The sequence below is a fragment of the Vibrio anguillarum genome, from assembly GCF_003390515.1.
Taxonomy (GTDB): domain Bacteria; phylum Pseudomonadota; class Gammaproteobacteria; order Enterobacterales; family Vibrionaceae; genus Vibrio; species Vibrio anguillarum.
On the sequence record NZ_CP031479.1, the window covers coordinates 1,988,574 to 2,006,492 of the forward strand.

Annotated in this window: 15 protein-coding genes; 11 read left to right on the top strand and 4 right to left on the bottom strand. The window is 43.5% G+C overall.

Annotated elements, in window-relative coordinates; genetic code table 11:
* Nucleotides 1-39: 39 nt before the first annotated feature.
* From DD616_RS12575 to DD616_RS12585, 3 genes are all read left to right on the top strand, one after another.
* Entirely contained in the window at nt 40-552 is a 513-nt protein-coding gene (locus DD616_RS12575; protein ID WP_017044636.1) for a hypothetical protein, read from the top strand.
* Between the two features lie 99 nt (nt 553-651).
* Nucleotides 652-2,295, top strand: coding sequence for a pyridoxal-dependent aspartate 1-decarboxylase PanP (gene panP / locus DD616_RS12580; protein ID WP_088721145.1), 1,644 nt, complete (start codon nt 652-654; stop codon nt 2,293-2,295).
* A 311-nt stretch (nt 2,296-2,606) separates the two neighbouring features.
* Entirely contained in the window at nt 2,607-3,461 is an 855-nt protein-coding gene (locus DD616_RS12585; protein ID WP_010320194.1) for a MurR/RpiR family transcriptional regulator, read from the top strand.
* Nucleotides 3,462-3,518: 57 nt separating this feature from the next.
* Here the strand turns inward: DD616_RS12585 and DD616_RS12590 are convergent, their stop codons facing one another.
* The gene (locus tag DD616_RS12590) at nt 3,519-4,760 is read right to left on the bottom strand and encodes an iron-containing alcohol dehydrogenase (protein ID WP_017049895.1); all 1,242 of its coding nucleotides are present in this window, start codon (nt 4,758-4,760) and stop codon (nt 3,519-3,521) included.
* A gap of 294 nt (nt 4,761-5,054) precedes the next feature.
* Between DD616_RS12590 and DD616_RS12595 the strand changes: the two genes are divergently transcribed.
* The 3 genes from DD616_RS12595 (at nt 5,055) to DD616_RS12605 (ending at nt 8,595) form a co-directional block, all read left to right on the top strand.
* On the top strand, nt 5,055-5,321 hold the full coding sequence (locus DD616_RS12595) for a GrxA family glutaredoxin (protein WP_010320195.1): 267 nt from the start codon (nt 5,055-5,057) through the stop codon (nt 5,319-5,321).
* A 185-nt stretch (nt 5,322-5,506) separates the two neighbouring features.
* Nucleotides 5,507-7,189, top strand: a complete 1,683-nt coding sequence (locus DD616_RS12600) for an aspartate:alanine antiporter (RefSeq protein ID WP_013857120.1) — start codon at nt 5,507-5,509, stop codon at nt 7,187-7,189.
* Nucleotides 7,190-7,491: 302 nt separating this feature from the next.
* Complete coding sequence (locus tag DD616_RS12605) at nt 7,492-8,595, top strand: phosphoribosylaminoimidazolesuccinocarboxamide synthase (RefSeq protein ID WP_017044633.1); 1,104 nt, start codon at nt 7,492-7,494, stop codon at nt 8,593-8,595.
* Nucleotides 8,596-8,645: 50 nt separating this feature from the next.
* On the opposite strand, the gene DD616_RS12610 is transcribed toward DD616_RS12605, so the two are convergent.
* Entirely contained in the window at nt 8,646-9,023 is a 378-nt protein-coding gene (locus DD616_RS12610; RefSeq protein ID WP_026028036.1) for a hypothetical protein, read from the bottom strand.
* 438 nt (nt 9,024-9,461) lie between these two features.
* Here DD616_RS12610 and DD616_RS12615 point away from each other — a divergent pair, with 438 nt between their 5' ends.
* From DD616_RS12615 to DD616_RS12625, 3 genes are all read left to right on the top strand, one after another.
* Nucleotides 9,462-11,150, top strand: a complete 1,689-nt coding sequence (locus DD616_RS12615; RefSeq protein WP_013857124.1) for an NAD-dependent malic enzyme — start codon at nt 9,462-9,464, stop codon at nt 11,148-11,150.
* Between the two features lie 62 nt (nt 11,151-11,212).
* Nucleotides 11,213-11,536, top strand: a complete 324-nt coding sequence (locus tag DD616_RS12620; RefSeq protein WP_208871748.1) for a DUF3392 domain-containing protein — start codon at nt 11,213-11,215, stop codon at nt 11,534-11,536.
* Nucleotides 11,509-12,258, top strand: coding sequence for a SanA/YdcF family protein (locus tag DD616_RS12625; RefSeq protein WP_026028037.1), 750 nt, complete (start codon nt 11,509-11,511; stop codon nt 12,256-12,258). Before DD616_RS12620 ends, DD616_RS12625 begins: the two co-directional genes overlap by 28 nt.
* Before the next feature lie 55 nt (nt 12,259-12,313).
* On the opposite strand, the gene DD616_RS12630 is transcribed toward DD616_RS12625, so the two are convergent.
* A complete protein-coding gene (locus DD616_RS12630) occupies nt 12,314-13,552 on the bottom strand; it encodes a cysteine desulfurase-like protein (RefSeq protein ID WP_088732229.1) in 1,239 nt (412 codons plus the stop codon).
* Nucleotides 13,527-14,183, bottom strand: coding sequence for a 2OG-Fe dioxygenase family protein (locus tag DD616_RS12635; RefSeq protein ID WP_208871749.1), 657 nt, complete (start codon nt 14,181-14,183; stop codon nt 13,527-13,529). The genes DD616_RS12630 and DD616_RS12635 overlap by 26 nt, the downstream gene beginning before the upstream one ends.
* Before the next feature lie 520 nt (nt 14,184-14,703).
* On the opposite strand from DD616_RS12635, the gene DD616_RS12640 reads away from it, so the two are divergent.
* Complete coding sequence (locus tag DD616_RS12640; protein WP_088732225.1) at nt 14,704-16,734, top strand: GGDEF domain-containing protein; 2,031 nt, start codon at nt 14,704-14,706, stop codon at nt 16,732-16,734.
* Between the two features lie 133 nt (nt 16,735-16,867).
* The gene (gene trxB, locus DD616_RS12645) at nt 16,868-17,827 is read left to right on the top strand and encodes a thioredoxin-disulfide reductase (protein ID WP_029189734.1); all 960 of its coding nucleotides are present in this window, start codon (nt 16,868-16,870) and stop codon (nt 17,825-17,827) included.
* Nucleotides 17,828-17,919 lie beyond the last annotated feature (92 nt).

Below are 17,919 nucleotides of genomic sequence, written 5' to 3' on the forward strand. Positions count from 1 at the left end.
GAAAACTCCCACACAATAACAAAGCCCAAAGGAAGATTTATGAAACGTGTTATCGTTGCCCTACTGCTCTCAACTTCAGCGAATGTTGCTCTCGCTGCTGATAACCAATGCTTATCCGAAAAATATGACGCTTATGTCGACGCGTCTCTCCATTGGTATAGTGATCTCGCAGACTTAACGACCGCGCAATATCCTGAACTTACTGAAGTTAGCCAATGGTTTCTGCAAGGACGCCAGCATCACTTTGAATTAAGCCGTGCGGCAGTCCACTATTACCTAAGCAACGATCCTTCTAAAGTCGCCACCTCGCAACCTGTAGAAGCTTGGTTAAAACTAGAACAGCACGACATTAAAGTATTGGCCTCACGCAGTGATGATCTCGGCCACATTGCTAAAATCACCTATGAAGATCGCCAAGCAAAGCCTAACGAAAAAAACTATGAATTACGTTCAGCTTTAGCCGAATTGCTCAGTCATCCGAAGCAGATCGAAGCTGCGTTGAATAAATATAACGATGCCATCGCCTTGATCGAAAAGAAAGTCTGTAACTAGTCGCCGCCTCTACTCTAGCCGAATTAAGACGGGACAACTGTCCCGTTTTCGTTTAGATTGTGCCGCCCGCATTCCATAAAATCAAAATAACGAAGCTGTATGGTATCAGAACAAAAAACTGCAAATGTGAGTTTCGAGAGCTTGTTACGGATCTTCACTGTGCCCGAAGGCCCCGACTCAACACTGACAAAAATAGACCAAGAGCTATCGCGCAATTTGAACCTCTTCTTGCGTGAACATATTGTCGCTGAAGAAAAACCACTCAAAGAGATCGAAAAAGATTTCTCTAATCCGCAAATTCCAGAGTCACCGGAGTTCGTTTCAGAACATACTCAGCATTTGTTGGATAATTTAGTCGCTCATTCAGTGCATACCTCGGCTCCTAGCTTTATTGGTCATATGACATCTGCACTGCCATATTTCTTGATGCCGTTATCAAAGATCATGATTGCGCTGAATCAAAACTTAGTCAAAATTGAAACGTCAAAAGCGTTTACACCGCTAGAACGGCAGGTTTTGGGTATGTTGCATCGTTTGATCTATCAAAAAAACGACGCTTTTTACAGCCAATGGATGCATAGCGCTAATCATTCGCTCGGTGCATTTTGCTCTGGCGGAACAATTGCCAATATCACGGCATTGTGGGTGGCTCGTAATAATGCTTTGAAAGCCGATGGTGATTTCCAAGGCGTCGAAAAAGAGGGGCTGTTTAAAGCCATGCGTCATTATGGTTACCACGGGTTAGCCATTTTAGTGTCTGATCGTGGCCATTACTCTTTAAAGAAAGCCGCTGACGTATTGGGTATCGGCCAAGAAGGCTTGGTTTGTGTAAAAACCGACCACAACAACCGCTTATGCCCACAAGATTTGAAAGCCAAAATGGCACACCTAAAAAGCCAGAAAATTAAACCTTTTGCGGTTGTTGGCGTCGCCGGAACGACAGAAACGGGCAACATTGATCCCTTAAGAGATATCGCCAATATTTGCCAGCAAGAAGGTTGTCATTTTCACGTAGACGCCGCTTGGGGCGGTGCAACATTAATGTCGAATAATCACCGACACTTACTCAATGGTATTGAGTTGGCTGACTCCGTCACGATTGATGCACATAAACAGCTCTACATCCCTATGGGTGCAGGCATGGTACTATTCAAAAAGCCTGATGCTATGCATTCAATTGAGCACCATGCACAGTATATTTTGCGGAAAGGTTCAAAAGATCTGGGTAGTCATACGTTAGAAGGTTCTCGCTCAGGTATGGCCATGTTGGTGTACGCTAGCATGCACATTATTAGTCGCCCTGGCTACGAATTATTGATTGACCAAAGCCTAGCTAAAGCTCGCTATTTCGCCGATCTAATTAAAGAACAAGACGATTTTGAGCTGATTTCTGAACCCGAACTGTGTCTTTTAACCTATCGCTATATTCCTGCTTTCGTTCGCCAAGCACTGCAACAAGCCTTGCCCAATCAAAAAGCAGAACTGAACGAGTTGCTAAATGAAATCACCCAGTTTGTGCAGAAAAAACAAAGGGAAACGGGGCGTTCATTTGTCTCTCGAACCCGTTTAAACCCAGAACGCTGGGACAAGCTTGATACCATCGTATTCCGCGTGGTACTAGCCAACCCGCTAACGACACATGCTATCTTGCACTCGATATTAGATGAGCAGCGACATATTGCCACGCTAGCCCCTAATTTGATGGCCAAAATTGAGCGGCTTGCTCAAAGAATCATCAGCTAGAATCCCTGTAAGTTACAGCGAATTGAAAATTTATTTCTTTTTGCTGTAACTAATACATCATTAATGAGCTGGAAATTTCCATTAATCATCGATTTAAATCTAAATTCTGTAGTTTTCATGAAATTTTGTTTGAGGCTTGTCATGTTCTCATCAATTGTTAACTTGAATTGTTACGGAAATCTACATCCTAGGTTTATACTCATTGCATGGCGTTGGTTTAACTTACCTTTTTGGAAATGTGTTATTTCCAATCCCCCCAAAGGGCGACCGGGTAAAACCAACGAGTTGTTCTCTTCGCCCGCGTGAACACTATGAATACATTAGAAAAAATTCAAAAAAATCTGGAAAACTTTAGCAAGTCGGAACGTAAAGTCGCCGAAGTAATTATGGCTTCGCCCCAAACCGCGATTCACTCAAGTATTGCGACGCTCGCCAAAATGGCCGATGTCAGTGAACCAACGGTAAACCGCTTTTGTCGACGACTCGACACCAAAGGCTTTCCCGACTTTAAGCTTCATTTAGCGCAAAGCCTTGCTAACGGAACTCCGTATGTAAACCGAAATGTTGAAGAAGATGATGGTCCAGACGCCTACACCCATAAGATTTTCGAATCGACTATGGCGTGTTTGGATGTGGCTAAAAACAGCTTGGATCCAATGCAAATTAACCGTGCAGTTGACTTACTCACACAAGCAAAACGGATCTCTTTCTTCGGTTTAGGAGCATCTTCTGCTGTAGCAAAAGATGCCCAAAACAAATTTATTCGCTTTAACATTCCGATCACTTGCTTTGAAGATATCGTGATGCAACGCATGAGTTGTATCAACTGTACCGATAATGACGTAATTGTTTTAATTTCGCATACAGGTCGTACTAAAAGCCAAGTGGAAATCGCCAATCTTGCGCGCGAAAATGGTGCGACTGTCATTGCGATTACGGCAAAAGATTCACCGCTGGACAAAGCAAGCTCGTTGTCGATCTCTCTTGACGTACCTGAAGATACTGACGTCTATATGCCCATGGCAAGCCGTGTGGTGCAAATGACGGTAATTGATGTACTGGCTACTGGTTTCACCCTGCGCCGTGGCTCTGGTTTTCGTGAAAATCTTAAACGCGTCAAGGATGTACTAAAAGACTCGCGCTACGATAAGCTGTCACAGTTCTAAGATAATCGCGATCCTAAAATAATCGTTAGAACGGAGCTCAATTGCTCCGTTTTTTTATCAACTTTGCTTGCTACTTTCAGGCGCGACTGGATCATGCCTAACTTCTACCTGATTGGATGAATTCGGTTGCCACTCCTCACACTCACCTTGGCACTCGCAAACTTGATTTAATATATGGATTAACCTTTCTTGTGTTAAAGGCAAAGGGTTACCTTTAATCGCGACCGACTTTAAAGCATCTAACGCCACGCGCTCAAACGACGTATTGCACACACCAAACTGGTTGAGTTTAGGCAGTTGCAATTTATCTAACATCATTTTCACCCACAGCACGCCATCTTCAACGTGAACATTTGTTCTGCCAGTCACGATTTGAGCGATTTTTTTATAACGTGTAAGTACATCATTTCGCCCTGCTTTTTGCGCTGCTCGAATGTTTTCTCGCATAACATGAGGGGCTAAACGCGCCGTGATCACGCTGTGTGGGGCATCAAGTTTTCCTCCCAATGCCGATGCCAAGCCATGTGCAGCGCCAAGCTTTGCATTGGTAATTGCCATTCCTCCAAGCATTGCTGCAAAAGAGAGATCCGCTCGCGCTTTATGATCATCTTTTCGGCACGCTGGCAATATAGAACGACTGAGTTTGCGCAGCCCCTCTTCACACACCATATCGGTGAGTGGATTGGGTTCACCACACACATAGGCTTCCATTAAATGCGTAAAAGCATCCATTGCGCCTCTGCCAGATGTGTAACTGTCGGTACCATAGGTCAACGTGGGGTCAACAATCGCAACATCTGCCAGCATATCTGGGCTGCGCAAGCTTACTTTTACTTTGTCTTGTCCCGATTTCAACACAGCATTACGCGTGACTTCGGATCCCGTACTGGCGGTGGTTGGAATAGCAATAAATGGCAGCGGTTTTGTCTTTAACGGCACATTTCGGCCAACCACTTCCACATAATCATAAACGTTACCTTGGTTAGGAATGATTGCCGCGAGTGCCTTGCCCATATCAATCACACTACCGCCACCAATAGCAACGACCATGTCCGGTTGAAAACGTCGGCCTAAAATGGCCGTTTCCTCCACCATGGTAATATTAGGTTCACCAACAATAGCTACATGCTGATAGCGCATATTCTGCATTTTCAGGTATTGAACAATAGGGGAAGCTCGTTGTTGTTCTTTTCCCGAAACCAGCAGTACGCTATAACCATATTGGTTGAGAACAGAAAGTGAATTCAATAACGCTCCTTCTCCAAAAATGATCCGCGTCGCCGTCATAAATTGGAACATGAATAACTCCCTTTTCTCTCATCTAGATTAGCTCTGTTTAGAGTGCACCTATCGTTAAAAAAATTTTTTGATGCAGTGCAATGTGGAGTAAATAACCACATAAAAAACACAAGTTTATGCGGCATGTCACAGCCAAGCCATTGTTGATCTATTCCCAACACCATCGAGAGGTAAGCTTGCTTTGATTAAGGAATAAGCAATAGCTTTTACCTATTGAAGTAACTGGTGAATGCCACTTTATTTCCGACCTTGAATCGGGCATAGTTGCATGCAACAAGAATGAAGGAGAAAGCTATGTTCGTTGTTATTTTTGGCCGCCCTGGTTGCCCCTACTGTGTTCGCGCAAAAGAACACGCTGAAACATTGAAATTAAAACGCGATGATTTTAACTATCGTTATGTCGATATTCACGCGGAAGGCATCAGCAAAGCTGATTTAGAAAAGACAGTGGGTAAACCAGTTGAAACTGTGCCACAAATCTTTATTGATCAAGAACACATCGGTGGTTGCACTGATTTCGAAGCTTATGCGAAAGAACATTTAGGCTTATTCGACGAATAAAACCAAGAAACATAAAAACCCGCTGATTTTTAGCGGGTTTTTGCTATTTATAGATAAATGGCTCTTTCTCTCAAATTAAGTCAATGAAATGTCAATTGTCACAAATTTCACTTATCTTTTTGCAATATTCAGATACAATTCCCACACTTTACCTACCCCACTTGGCACACATAACGAGTTGAGCCGTGAATATCGACGTCGTACTTTTGCTTGATCAGAACCCTATTCTTCTTATTTTTGTTGTCTTAGCGATTGGCCTTGGTTTTGGCAAAATTCGTTTTGGTAGCTTACAACTGGGCAACTCTATTGGGGTGTTAATTACATCACTCATCATGGGGCATCTCGGTTTTTCCTTCAATGCTGAAGCCTTAACCATCGGTTTCATGCTGTTTATCTATTGTGTCGGCATTGAAGCTGGCCCTAACTTTTTTGGCATATTTTTCCGTGACGGAAAACATTATCTCATATTAAGTTTAGTGGTGCTCATTACCGCCACTTGGATTACCTATTTTGGCAGTTATTATCTCGGCCTCGATTTTGGCTTAGCTGCTGGTATGATGGCAGGCGCATTAACCTCCACCCCCGTATTAGTAGGCGCACAAGATGCGTTAAACTCTGGGCTAGCCACCATTCCAAGAAATATGGATTTATCCCTTATTTTAGATAATGTTTCGGTGGGTTATGCGATGGCTTATCTAATTGGCCTTATCAGTATGATCATGTTTGCCAAGTTACTGCCTAAGCTGCAAAAACAAAACCTCTCTGATTCTGCTCAACAGATTGCTCAAGAGCGTGGATTAGGTGGTAGCGGTCAACGCAAAGTCTATTTACCCATCATCCGTGCCTATCGTGTTGGTCAAGAGTTGATCAACTGGATTGATGGGCGCAATCTACGTGAGCTTGGTATTTATCGCCAAACCGGTTGTTATATTGAACGCATTCGACGTAATGGCATTCTTGCCCATCCTGACGGTGACGCCATCTTGCAAGAAGGGGATGAAATTGCACTGGTCGGCTTCCCTGACAGCCATGCAAGGCTAGACCCTAGCTTTCGAAATGGCAAAGAGGTGTTTGATCGCAACCTACTTGATTTGCGCATCTCTGAAGAGGAAATCGTCGTAAAAAGTGACAGTATTGCCGGTAAACGCCTATCTGACCTGAATTTATCCGAATATGGCTGTTTTCTGAACCGAGTAATACGAGCACAAATTGAAATGCCGATGGACTTAGACATTGTGCTTGCTAAAGGCGATGTATTGCAAGTCAGTGGTGAAAAAAGCCGTGTTCAAGGCTTGGCCGATAAAATCGGTTTCATCTCTATCCATAGTCAAATGGCCGATTTACTCGCCTTTTGTAGCTTCTTTATTCTCGGCATTTTGTTTGGTTTGATCACCATGACCTTTGGACAAGTCTCCTTCGGTTTAGGCAACGCGGTTGGGCTACTGCTTTCTGGCATTATGCTTGGTTTTTTACGAGCCAACCACCCCACTTTCGGCTATGTACCGCAAGGGGCATTAAATATGGTGAAAGACCTAGGTTTGATGTTCTTTATGGTAGGCATTGGCTTAAGTGCTGGCGGGAAAATGTTCCAGCACCTCTCAGAAGTGGGCGTACAAGTGATCGGCCTTGCATTTTTAGTCAGCGTGGTGCCAGTCGTCTTTGCCTATTTGGTCGGTGCGTACATTTTGAAAATGAACCGCGCGCTTCTATTTGGTGCGATTATCGGGGCACGAACTTGCGCACCAGCGATGGATATCGTTAACGACTACGCAAAATCGACCATTCCCGCATTGGGTTATGCCGGCACCTATGCTATCGCCAATATACTGATGACACTGACAGGAACTATTTTAATTTTACTCAGCTAAACCTAATAATCCTCAGTGCTACTCGCCCAAAGTCACATGTGTGGCTTTTGGCGAGCTATCGCCCCTCTATTTACTTCGCTTTTATCTCAATGTTTGCCGCTTTGTCGGCTCAGAACTGCATCTTTTCTCCTGAATTCAACTCACCACTTCTTAATTTTCCAAACGGAAGGCAATCGTTTGCTTTTTATCTGGCAGCAGAAAATAGTTCTGGTATGATGCGCACAGTTTATCGATATCCTTACTAGCGTTGAGCTAAGCGATATCTTCTCTGTATGACGTTTGAAAAAGATAGGAATGTCTAAATGAGCCTTGCTGATCAAATCCTTGCCGTCAATGACGACCTCCCAATTCGCACTCACCAACCTGTTCATAGCGGCAAAGTTCGCTCTGTTTATTGGCTAACTCCAGAAGATAGCCAGCGTTTGATCAAAGAAAAAGGTTACAACGTTGCTCCTGATGCACCTTTAGCCATTATGGTAATCAGTGACCGTATTTCCGCTTTTGATTGTATCTGGCATGCCGAAGGTGGCATCAAAGGTGTACCAGGTAAGGGCGCGGCATTGAACGCGATTTCAAACCACTGGTTTAAGCTATTTCAAGAGAACGGGTTAGCCGATAGCCATATTTTAGATATTCCCCATCCTTTTGTATGGATTGTGCAAAAAGCCAAGCCAATCAAAATTGAAGCGATTTGTCGCCAGTATATTACCGGTTCAATGTGGCGTGCTTACGAAAAAGGTGAACGAGATTTTTGTGGTATTCAATTACCAGAAAGCTTGCAGAAAGATAAAAAACTGCCAGAACTGCTCATTACACCATCAACCAAAGGCATCTTAAAAGGCATTCCCGGTGTTCCAGAAGCCGATGATGTCAATATCTCACGTCATAATATTGAAGAAAATTTTGCCGCTTTTAACTTCAGTCGTGTCGAAGATATTGCCTTGTACGAAAAGCTATTAAAAGAAGGCTTCAGCGTCATTAGCCATGCACTCTGCCAAGTAGAGCAAATTTTCGTCGATACCAAGTTTGAGTTTGGTTATGTCACCGATGCCAACGGCGTTGAGAAACTCATTTATATGGATGAAGTGGGTACGCCGGACTCTTCTCGCATCTGGGACAGTGCTTCCTATCAGCAAGGACGTATTGTGGAAAATTCGAAAGAGGGTTTTCGTCAATTCTTGCTCAACTACTTCCCTGACCCAGATATTTTACTCAACAAAGAACGGATGGCTGAGCGAGAAGCGCTTGCACGTGATAATGCGCTGCCTTTGGCTGCATTAATGGATATTTCCAACACCTATCTTGCGATTGCAGAGAAAATTGTTGGCCAACCGATCGTATTAAGCCAAAACCCAAAGCAAGAGATCATTACGATCCTGCGTTCTCAATATGGCTTGATTGACTAGCACTCAACAATAACGGGGCATTAAATATGCCCCGTTATCTGTTTATACCCTTACAGGGTGATAAGAAATTCATCTGGTTTTGTATTTTTTATCAAAGATTGGCTTTTATTTTGAATCAATTGGATCTGTTCAGAATCCAACGCATACGGCATCACTAATTTTAGCTCTTCAATCCCCTCTAATTTCGCCAATCTCACCAATGAAATTAAATTCGCTTCATCACTACGGCGTGTTGATAACGACTTCAACGCCATTTCCCATAGGCGATCCTCTGGGCTTGATAATTCTTTAATGCTGTCTTTCCATACCGTACCAAAAATCGGTGCAAATGACGTCATGGCTTCGAGGAATGTCCATTTCTTATTACATGACGCGCCAAGAAATGTAGTGTAATCAAACACCACCCGTCTCCTTTCTTGTGTATTCATTTTGTCCCCCGACAAATTGGCAGCACACTGTACTCAATATCATCCATGATTGTTCATATAGCAATAGGATATAAAAAAACAGTCTTTTATGCCTTAAAACCGAATGGATTGGCTATATCAAAACCAGGTTTGTAACAAGGCATAAACAGACTTACTGACATATGTGTCTGATTGATTAATATTTCAAACCGTGAACAAAAAGTCGCTTTATCACTTAAAGTGATCATCGCTCAACACTACTTTTGAAATCTCTGCTTAAGGAGACCAATAGACAAAAATGTGTACATTGGTGCCCTCAGCAATTAACACGGAGAATTCTACCGTTTTTATCGGCATTCTTCAGTATTCTGTGCCATGTGTCGCCGCTCGTCTATTTACAATCTCATGAGTAAACCGTTATCATTTTTGAGTTCCCTTCTACCCTAAAATAGGCCGACAATGAATAATGATAAACGCCCTCTTTATATTCCCTATGCGGGCCCCGCTCTACTCAGCACGCCTTTGCTCAATAAAGGCAGTGCATTTTGTGCTGAAGAGCGCAGTTCCTTCAACTTAGAAGGCCTGCTTCCTGAAACGACGGAAACGATACAAGAACAAGTTGTTCGCGCATACCAACAATACTGCAGCTTTGAAAGTGATATGGATAAGCATATCTATCTACGTAATATTCAAGATACCAACGAAACCTTATTCTATCGTTTAGTACAAAACCACATCACTGAGATGATGCCCATCATCTACACACCAACGGTGGGTGCCGCGTGCGAAAACTTTTCAAATATTTATCGTCGCGGCCGCGGTCTGTTCATTTCCTTTCCGAATCGAGATCGCATCGATGACTTACTCAATAATGCAGCGAACCATAACGTAAAAGTTATCGTAGTGACCGATGGTGAACGCATTCTCGGCTTGGGCGACCAAGGAATTGGTGGCATGGGTATTCCTATCGGCAAACTGGCACTTTATACCGCATGTGGTGGTATTAGCCCTGCTTATACTTTACCGGTCGTGCTCGATGTTGGAACCAATAACCCACAGCGCTTGGCTGACCCGATGTACATGGGCTGGCGTCACCCTCGGATTACTGGGGCTGAATATGATGCATTTGTAGAAGAGTTCATCCAAGCGGTGCAACGTCGCTGGCCTGATGCACTTATCCAATTTGAAGATTTTGCACAAAAGAACGCAATGCCACTATTAGAGCGTTATAAAAACCGTATTTGTTGTTTTAACGATGACATTCAAGGCACTGCGGCGGTGACTGTAGGTTCGCTATTGGCCGCATGCAAAGCCGCGGGCAGTCAACTCTCCGAGCAGCGTATCGCTTTTCTTGGTGCGGGCTCTGCAGGCTGTGGTATTGCCGAAGCAATCATCGCGCAAATGGTGTCAGAAGGTATTTCAGATGCTCAAGCTCGTTCTCAAGTCTATATGGTTGACCGCTGGGGCCTGCTGCAAGAAGGAATGCCTAACCTACTTGATTTCCAACAGCGCCTCGTGCAAAAAAACAAAGACACACATGATTGGAACACAGAAGGTAATGGTTTCTCATTATTGGAAGTAATGAAAAATGGCAAACCAACGGTGTTGGTCGGTGTTTCTGGGGCTCCGGGATTATTCAGTGAAGAGATTATCACTGAGATGCACAAACACTGCCCACGCCCGATTATTTTCCCACTATCGAACCCAACCAGCCGTGTTGAAGCGACCCCCAATGACATTATCCGTTGGACCAACGGTGAAGCACTCGTCGCCACAGGCAGCCCGTTCGATCCCGTGTTGCATAACGGTAAAACCTACCCAATTGCACAATGCAACAATAGCTATATTTTCCCTGGTATCGGCTTAGGCGTACTGGCGGTCAATGCGCGTCGAGTTACTGATGAGATGCTGATGGAATCAAGCCGCGCACTCGCCAACTGTTCACCTCTGGCGCTTAATGGGCATGGTGCGTTACTTCCACCACTGGAAGCCATTCACTCCGTTTCCAAGAAAATTGCGTTTGCGGTAGCGAAAAAAGCAATTGAGCAAGGCGTTGCACTGGAGATCCCAGATGATGTGTTAGAAACCGCCATTGAGCAGCATTTTTGGCAGCCAGTATACCGCCGCTACAAACGCACTGCTTTCTAAGCTCCTACTCTGCTGTCCCCTAAGCTTCGGCTGATGTTTAGGGGCTTTTTCTGTGAGTCAATATGATGAACTTTTTAGCGCCCGCAGGGCATTACTTATCACCGTATTTAATGGAGATATCAACCGCATTGATCGCTTGTTTGCTCGTAATGCTCGGTGGGGAGATTAACGCCGCGATGCGCAAGCTAATGCGCAACCAACACTTTGTCGTTCGCACATTTACGTTTATATTGATTAACGCTTTCGGCTACGGTTTGGTGATCATCAAAGCGAGCCCTTACCTTGCTCGGACACTTTCGCAGTTAGAATCAGGCATGATGTTTAGCATTATTATGCTCTGCTTTATTGCTATCGGGATCTGGGCACAAAGGAACCGTCAAATTTAGTGTTAAAATTTTCATCTTCAAATCACTCTCGCCCTGTTTGGAAAAAGCGGGTTCACACGCTGCTTCGCTACGTGTCTGTACTGTTGTTCATTTCAAGCCTTTTTGTGCTTGGCATTGATCGCTGGGTCAGTTGGCAAGCCGAAAAACAAATCGTCACCGAGCAAAATCAAGTCGGTCAATTCCAAGTCGCTGTTGTACTTGGAACCAGTAAGTACTTGGGTAAAACGCTCAATGACTACTATACCCACCGAATTGAAGCCGCGATCGCTTTGTATGAGCAAGGCAAGGTAAAAGGGTTTTTACTCAGTGGTGATAATGCTCACCGTTCGTACAATGAACCGTGGACGATGAAACGCGATCTGCTGCGCGCTGGGATCCCGAGCGAACATATTTACTTAGATTATGCAGGGTTTCGTACTTTGGACTCCATTGTTCGCGCAAAACGTATTTTCGAAACCGACAATTTTTTGATCATCTCTCAACAATTTCATTGTGAGCGAGCACTCTTTATTGCCAACTACCATAACATTAATGCTCAGTGTTTAGCGGTTGCAGGGCCAACAACTCGTTCTGGTTTTAAAGTGAGGCTGCGTGAGGTCTTTGCTCGTACGAAAGCATTCTTAGATCTCTATATCACGAATACTCAACCTAAATTTTTAGGTCCCAAAGAGCCAATTGTGATCGAAGAGTTACCCTTAGAGCCAACCGAAGATGAAAGCTAAAAAAGGCACTGTGCCCCAGAAACCTTTCCTTCGACAGATTTCCGGGCCACTTTGGTTACGCTAGTGTGGATAAGACATCAAACAAAGCGTCAATTTCACTGCGCGTGTTGTAGTGCATAAAACCGATACGGACAACTCCACCGCTGTTTTCAAGATCTAACTGACGCACTAAACCAAGCGCATAGAAATGCCCATTCCACACACAAATATTATGCTCGCCCAATGTTTTGGCCACAAATTCTGGGTGGTGATTAGCTAAGCGAATGGCAAAGGTCGGTGTACGTAGTTCACTGTTAGCCTTGGTCAGGCCATAGAGCTTAGCCGAACTCAATCCTTTAAGTTTATACAGAAAATACTCACTTAATTGGCGTTCATGCTGGTTGTATTGAATGAAACTATCGATCAAACGCTCTCTTAACGAGCCACTCGCGTCTCCCCATTGCGCCAAATATTCCACTGCAGCAATCACGCCTGCCAAACCTTCAAAACTCTGCGTACCCGTTTCAAAACGTCCCGGACCAATATTGGTTGCAGGTTCAACTTTGTAGGGTTTAAGTGCATGTAACCACTGCGAAGCGATATAAGCGATACCAACGTGTGGACCAAAAAACTTATATGCCGAACAGGTTAAAAAATCACAGCCTAATTCTTGTACATCAATCAAATGGTGCGGAGCATAGTGAACGGCATCCACATACACCATCGCGCCGACTTGATGCGCCGCATCCACAATGCGTTTAACATCGACAATAGATCCTGTGGTATTCGAAGCATAAGTGACCGCGACCAGCTTTGTTTTAGGGTTGAGCAATGACAGTAGGTGCTCAATATCCAAAGTACAATCTTGTTGGTTCACCTTTATCTGGTGCACTGTAACGTGCTTATCCTGCGCCGCTTGCTGCCAACTGGAGACATTGGAGTAATGGTCAAGCGCAGTAACAATCACTTCATCGCCCACTTGCCAATCTCGGCTAATGGCTCGACTTAGCTGAAAAGTCAACGAGGTCATATTCGCGCCAAATACAATATTTCCTGATGACTCAGCGTTCAGAAGCGCTTGCACCGACTCACGAGCCTGCTGCATTAAATCAGTGGTGATTTGGCTTGAAAAATAGTGTCCGCCCAAATTAGAGTTAAAATGGCCCAGATATTCACTCATTTTTTCTATTACCGACTTAGGTACTTGCGAGCCACCTGGACCATCTAAGAAACTCACTGACTTACCATGATATTTTTGCGACAAAGCACTAAACTGCGTACGCGCTTTTTCAGGAGTGAAGATCATTTCGGCCATCCTTAGCGGTTAACACAAAAACATCCATATGACCTTCTTGCCCATGCTCAATCGAGCGAATAGGACAAGCGTTATGCCATAACTTACTGTCCGCGAGCATCGCAATCTCACCATTTTCTAACACTTTCCGAAAGAAAGGGGCTTCATTGCAGTCTTGATAAAGCATAATTTCACCGCCGACGATGTTGTGGCGATTCACCCCCACCAACGCAATATGATCAAAACCATCTTGATGGACACCTTCTGGCGCGACTTGCGTCTCATCAAACACAGCAGCAATTCGGATCTGATGGATTTCAATCTCTTGCCCATTAGGCAGACCATTCGTACTCACAAACACCTCGCACACTTCTCTCATCCCTTCACTTTGTAACGTAGAGGGTAAAATAGGATCGAAATGACGCTTAATGTTGCCTTGAAAATGATTGATTTGATCGGTTTGCATAAAGTCATGCTTGTCCAACGCCTCGACTTTCCCTTTGCTAAATTGAACCACAGAGTAGCGCCGTAAACGATACTGACCATCAGCATGCTCCGTATGTGGTAATTGCGCAAAGGAGGGAGCAAGTTGTTGAATCGCTTTTTGACTTAATTGCGTAATCTGTAAAGTGTTTTCGTGTACAGCTAACATCACCAGCTCCTTAATCAAATGATTGGATACATTAAATTAACAATTAATTTACATTAAGGATACGCACTAATATTGCACATTCAAGTAAAAATGAATGTTATATCTGTATGTGACTAGCAATATAAAATTTAATACTTAAATAATCACAAAAATAAGAATTAACATCCAATAGCGAGCATGACACATAGCGATTTTTAGACAAGCTCACTACTTCAAGGTTAATAAGCTTTTAAAAACAATGAATTACCAACATTAGGATGATGTAGGAATGGTATGTAGACCATGGGCGGGTTTAAAGGAAATATCAGTAACTAATTTATCAGCTCGATTCGACTAAATTTAGCAAGTATTAATCCATGAGCCATATAGCATCTCATTAACTCGAAATTAGCACCATTTAAGTAGTAAGCCATACCAAAAATTAGACTAAAGTTAATACTAGATCATCAAACTAATTGATATATTTGACTATTAAGACTTAGTTGAAACATCGCTCAACTGATAAGGAGATCCTCAACTCGTGAACTCTAGTATTAAAGTCACACTGTGGACTTTCATCGCATTAGGTTTCAGTGTAATCAATGCCTATGCGGCTATGGATCCTAAAGATAAATTTCTCCAAGCATTGGAGGGCATTGAGCAGATCACCTATTCACTACCGATCAAGGCAAAAGCACAAATTAGTGAACTAGAAGAAGACTACATCATATTGTCACAGCCTTCCGCTCTCGTTGTACGTTACTATTTAGCCAAAGCCACTGTATATGGGCTACTAGAGGAGTATGATAGAAGCTTAGAAGCGGCACAATTAGGATTAAAGCGAACAGAACACACCAACGTTGAAACGCTCACTCTCAAACTAAGAGAGATTCAAGCTTTACGGCACCAAAAAGTCGACGTGTTGCCGAAACTTGACGCACTGTTAGTTGAAGCAGGAAACGATCACAATGCACAAATCGAATCAGAAGTATTACTAGCTAAAAGTCTCTATTACCAAGAGCAAGGCGAGTTTAAAAAATCGTACGCCGCAATAATGACCTCAATTGATACAGCAAAATCCATTGATAACAAAGAGTTAATGGAGAGAATATCTCACGGTCTAGGTCAAATACTGGTTCAGCTACAAGATTTTGATCGTTCACAACTGTTACTTGAAAATTCCTACAGTTACTTCAAGCAACGTAAAATGTCTTATAGCCAATTGGTTAGCTTACTCGACATCTCTAAGTTGCAAGAGTCACGTAATCAAATCACGGCGGCGATCGAAACCTATAAAACCGCACTCAAGCTGGCACAAATACTGGGTGACGGGCGACATCGCTTTCGTATTAACATCGAACTTGCACGGCTTTATCGAGATACCAACAACCGAGATCAAATGCGCTTTTTCTTGAAAAAAGCAGAGGAACTGCAGTACAGAGAAAGCCAACCAGGCTACCTTGCCACTTTTCAGCTATTACAAACACAAGATCTATTGGAACAAAAACGCTACGGTGAAGTGATTGAATTTGTAGAACCACTCATTGCGCATATCAAACAAAGATCAAATCTACTTATTCAACAGATAGAGTTGTTAAAAGTGGCAGCACAGGCTTATGCTGGGCAAAATAACTACAAACAAGCCTATGAAACTTATGATTTTTATCATTTACGATCGCTCACACTTCGCAATGTTGAACAGATAGAGAACTTACAGAGACAACAAATGTTGTTTGATCTTGAGCGTCTACAATATGAAAATCAGGATCTAAACTGGAACAACGTACTTCAAAAGCTAGAAATTGAAAACCATCAGAAAACGTTTCATCTATTAGGTGAGATCGTCTTTTTCCTTGCTCTTGCATTAATCGGATTATTGGTCATATTTATCTGGGCCAACCGCTCTCGCATCAAAATGGGCATGCTTGCCAAAACGGACACCTTGACTGGCTTGTATAATCGACGCTACATGGAAGAACGATTTGCAAAACATCAATCCAAATCTTACCAAAATAGTAGCGAAGCGCTTATTAAACTCGCACAACGGATTTTGATGTGGCAACAGACTTGGTTCAGAGGTCAATCTGCACCTAAAAAAAACGCCGAACCATTCGACTCAGCTCAATTAGACGAACAGATCCAACATAATGAAGATGCAAAACCGATTAGCCTTATTTTGACCGATATTGATTATTTTAAAGTCATTAATGACACTTATGGTCACGCCTTCGGCGATCAAGTATTAGTGGAAATTGCGGCTATCTTTAAGTCATCGGTACGCTCTTCCGATGTTGTCGCTCGCTACGGTGGGGAAGAGTTTCTCATCTTACTACCCGACACTGACTTAAGCGTCGCTAGCGAAATTGCCGAAACCTTACGCCGAAAAATTGAAGACCACGATTTTGTAACCGAATCACGAGAATCGGTATCCGTCACTTCGAGTTTTGGCGTGTTGACCGCAACGAATACTGATTTAGACCTCCAAGCATTGTGTGAAGAAGTCGACCAACTGCTTTATGCAGCTAAAGCCAGCGGCCGAAATTGCTTAAAAACACGTTGGCTGACTTATTAGCCAAGTCCCATCATTGCTTAGTTTGGCTATATAACGATTATTTCTAAGCTAGCCCATGTAATCGCTTTAATTGACTCGAGATATTCCCTACAATCGTGTTAAATTTTCGAGCATTTTCGATACTGGAGTCCCCATGAGCAACGTGAAACATTGCAAACTTCTTATTCTTGGTTCAGGCCCGGCTGGTTATACGGCAGCCGTTTACGCAGCTCGCGCTAACCTTAATCCAGTTCTCGTTACCGGTATGCAGCAAGGTGGTCAGTTAACGACCACTACAGAAGTAGAAAACTGGCCAGGAGACGCCGAAGGCCTCACGGGCCCTGCTTTAATGGAGCGAATGAAAGAGCATGCCGAGCGCTTCGAAACTGAGATTGTGTTTGATCATATTAATGAAGTTGATTTTTCACAGCGGCCATTCCGCCTTAAAGGCGATAGTGCAGAATATAGCTGCGATGCTCTGATCATTTCAACAGGTGCATCCGCACGTTACCTAGGTTTAGATTCAGAAGAAACCTTTAAAGGACGAGGAGTTTCCGCTTGTGCTACTTGCGATGGTTTTTTCTATCGTAACCAAAAAGTAGCCGTTGTAGGTGGCGGCAATACCGCTGTGGAAGAAGCGCTTTATCTATCTAATATTGCGGCACAAGTTCACCTCATCCACCGCCGTGATTCGTTCCGCGCAGAAAAAATTCTGATTAACCGTCTGATGGATAAAGTCGCAAGCGGCAATATAGTGCTCCACACTGACCGTACCTTAGAGGAAGTCTTAGGTGATGAGACTGGCGTGACGGGTGTTCGTATGAAACACACCCAATCAGAAACGACAGAAGATCTGGACGTGATGGGCGTCTTTATCGCGATTGGTCACAAACCGAATACCGACATGTTTGCTGGTAAGCTAGAGATGAAAGAAGGCTATATCGTGGTCAGATCTGGCCTTGATGGTAATGCAACTCAAACTAGTATTGAAGGTGTGTTTGCTGCTGGTGATGTGATGGATCACAACTATCGCCAAGCGATCACTTCGGCAGGAACAGGTTGTATGGCCGCCTTAGATGCGGAACGTTACCTAGATAGCTTGAACGATAAGTAGGCATGAACGACAAGTAAGCAAAAGGTTATTTTCCAGTTTTATAACAAAACCCTACAGCCCGGTGGTATATCCATCGGGCTTTATTTTGTATA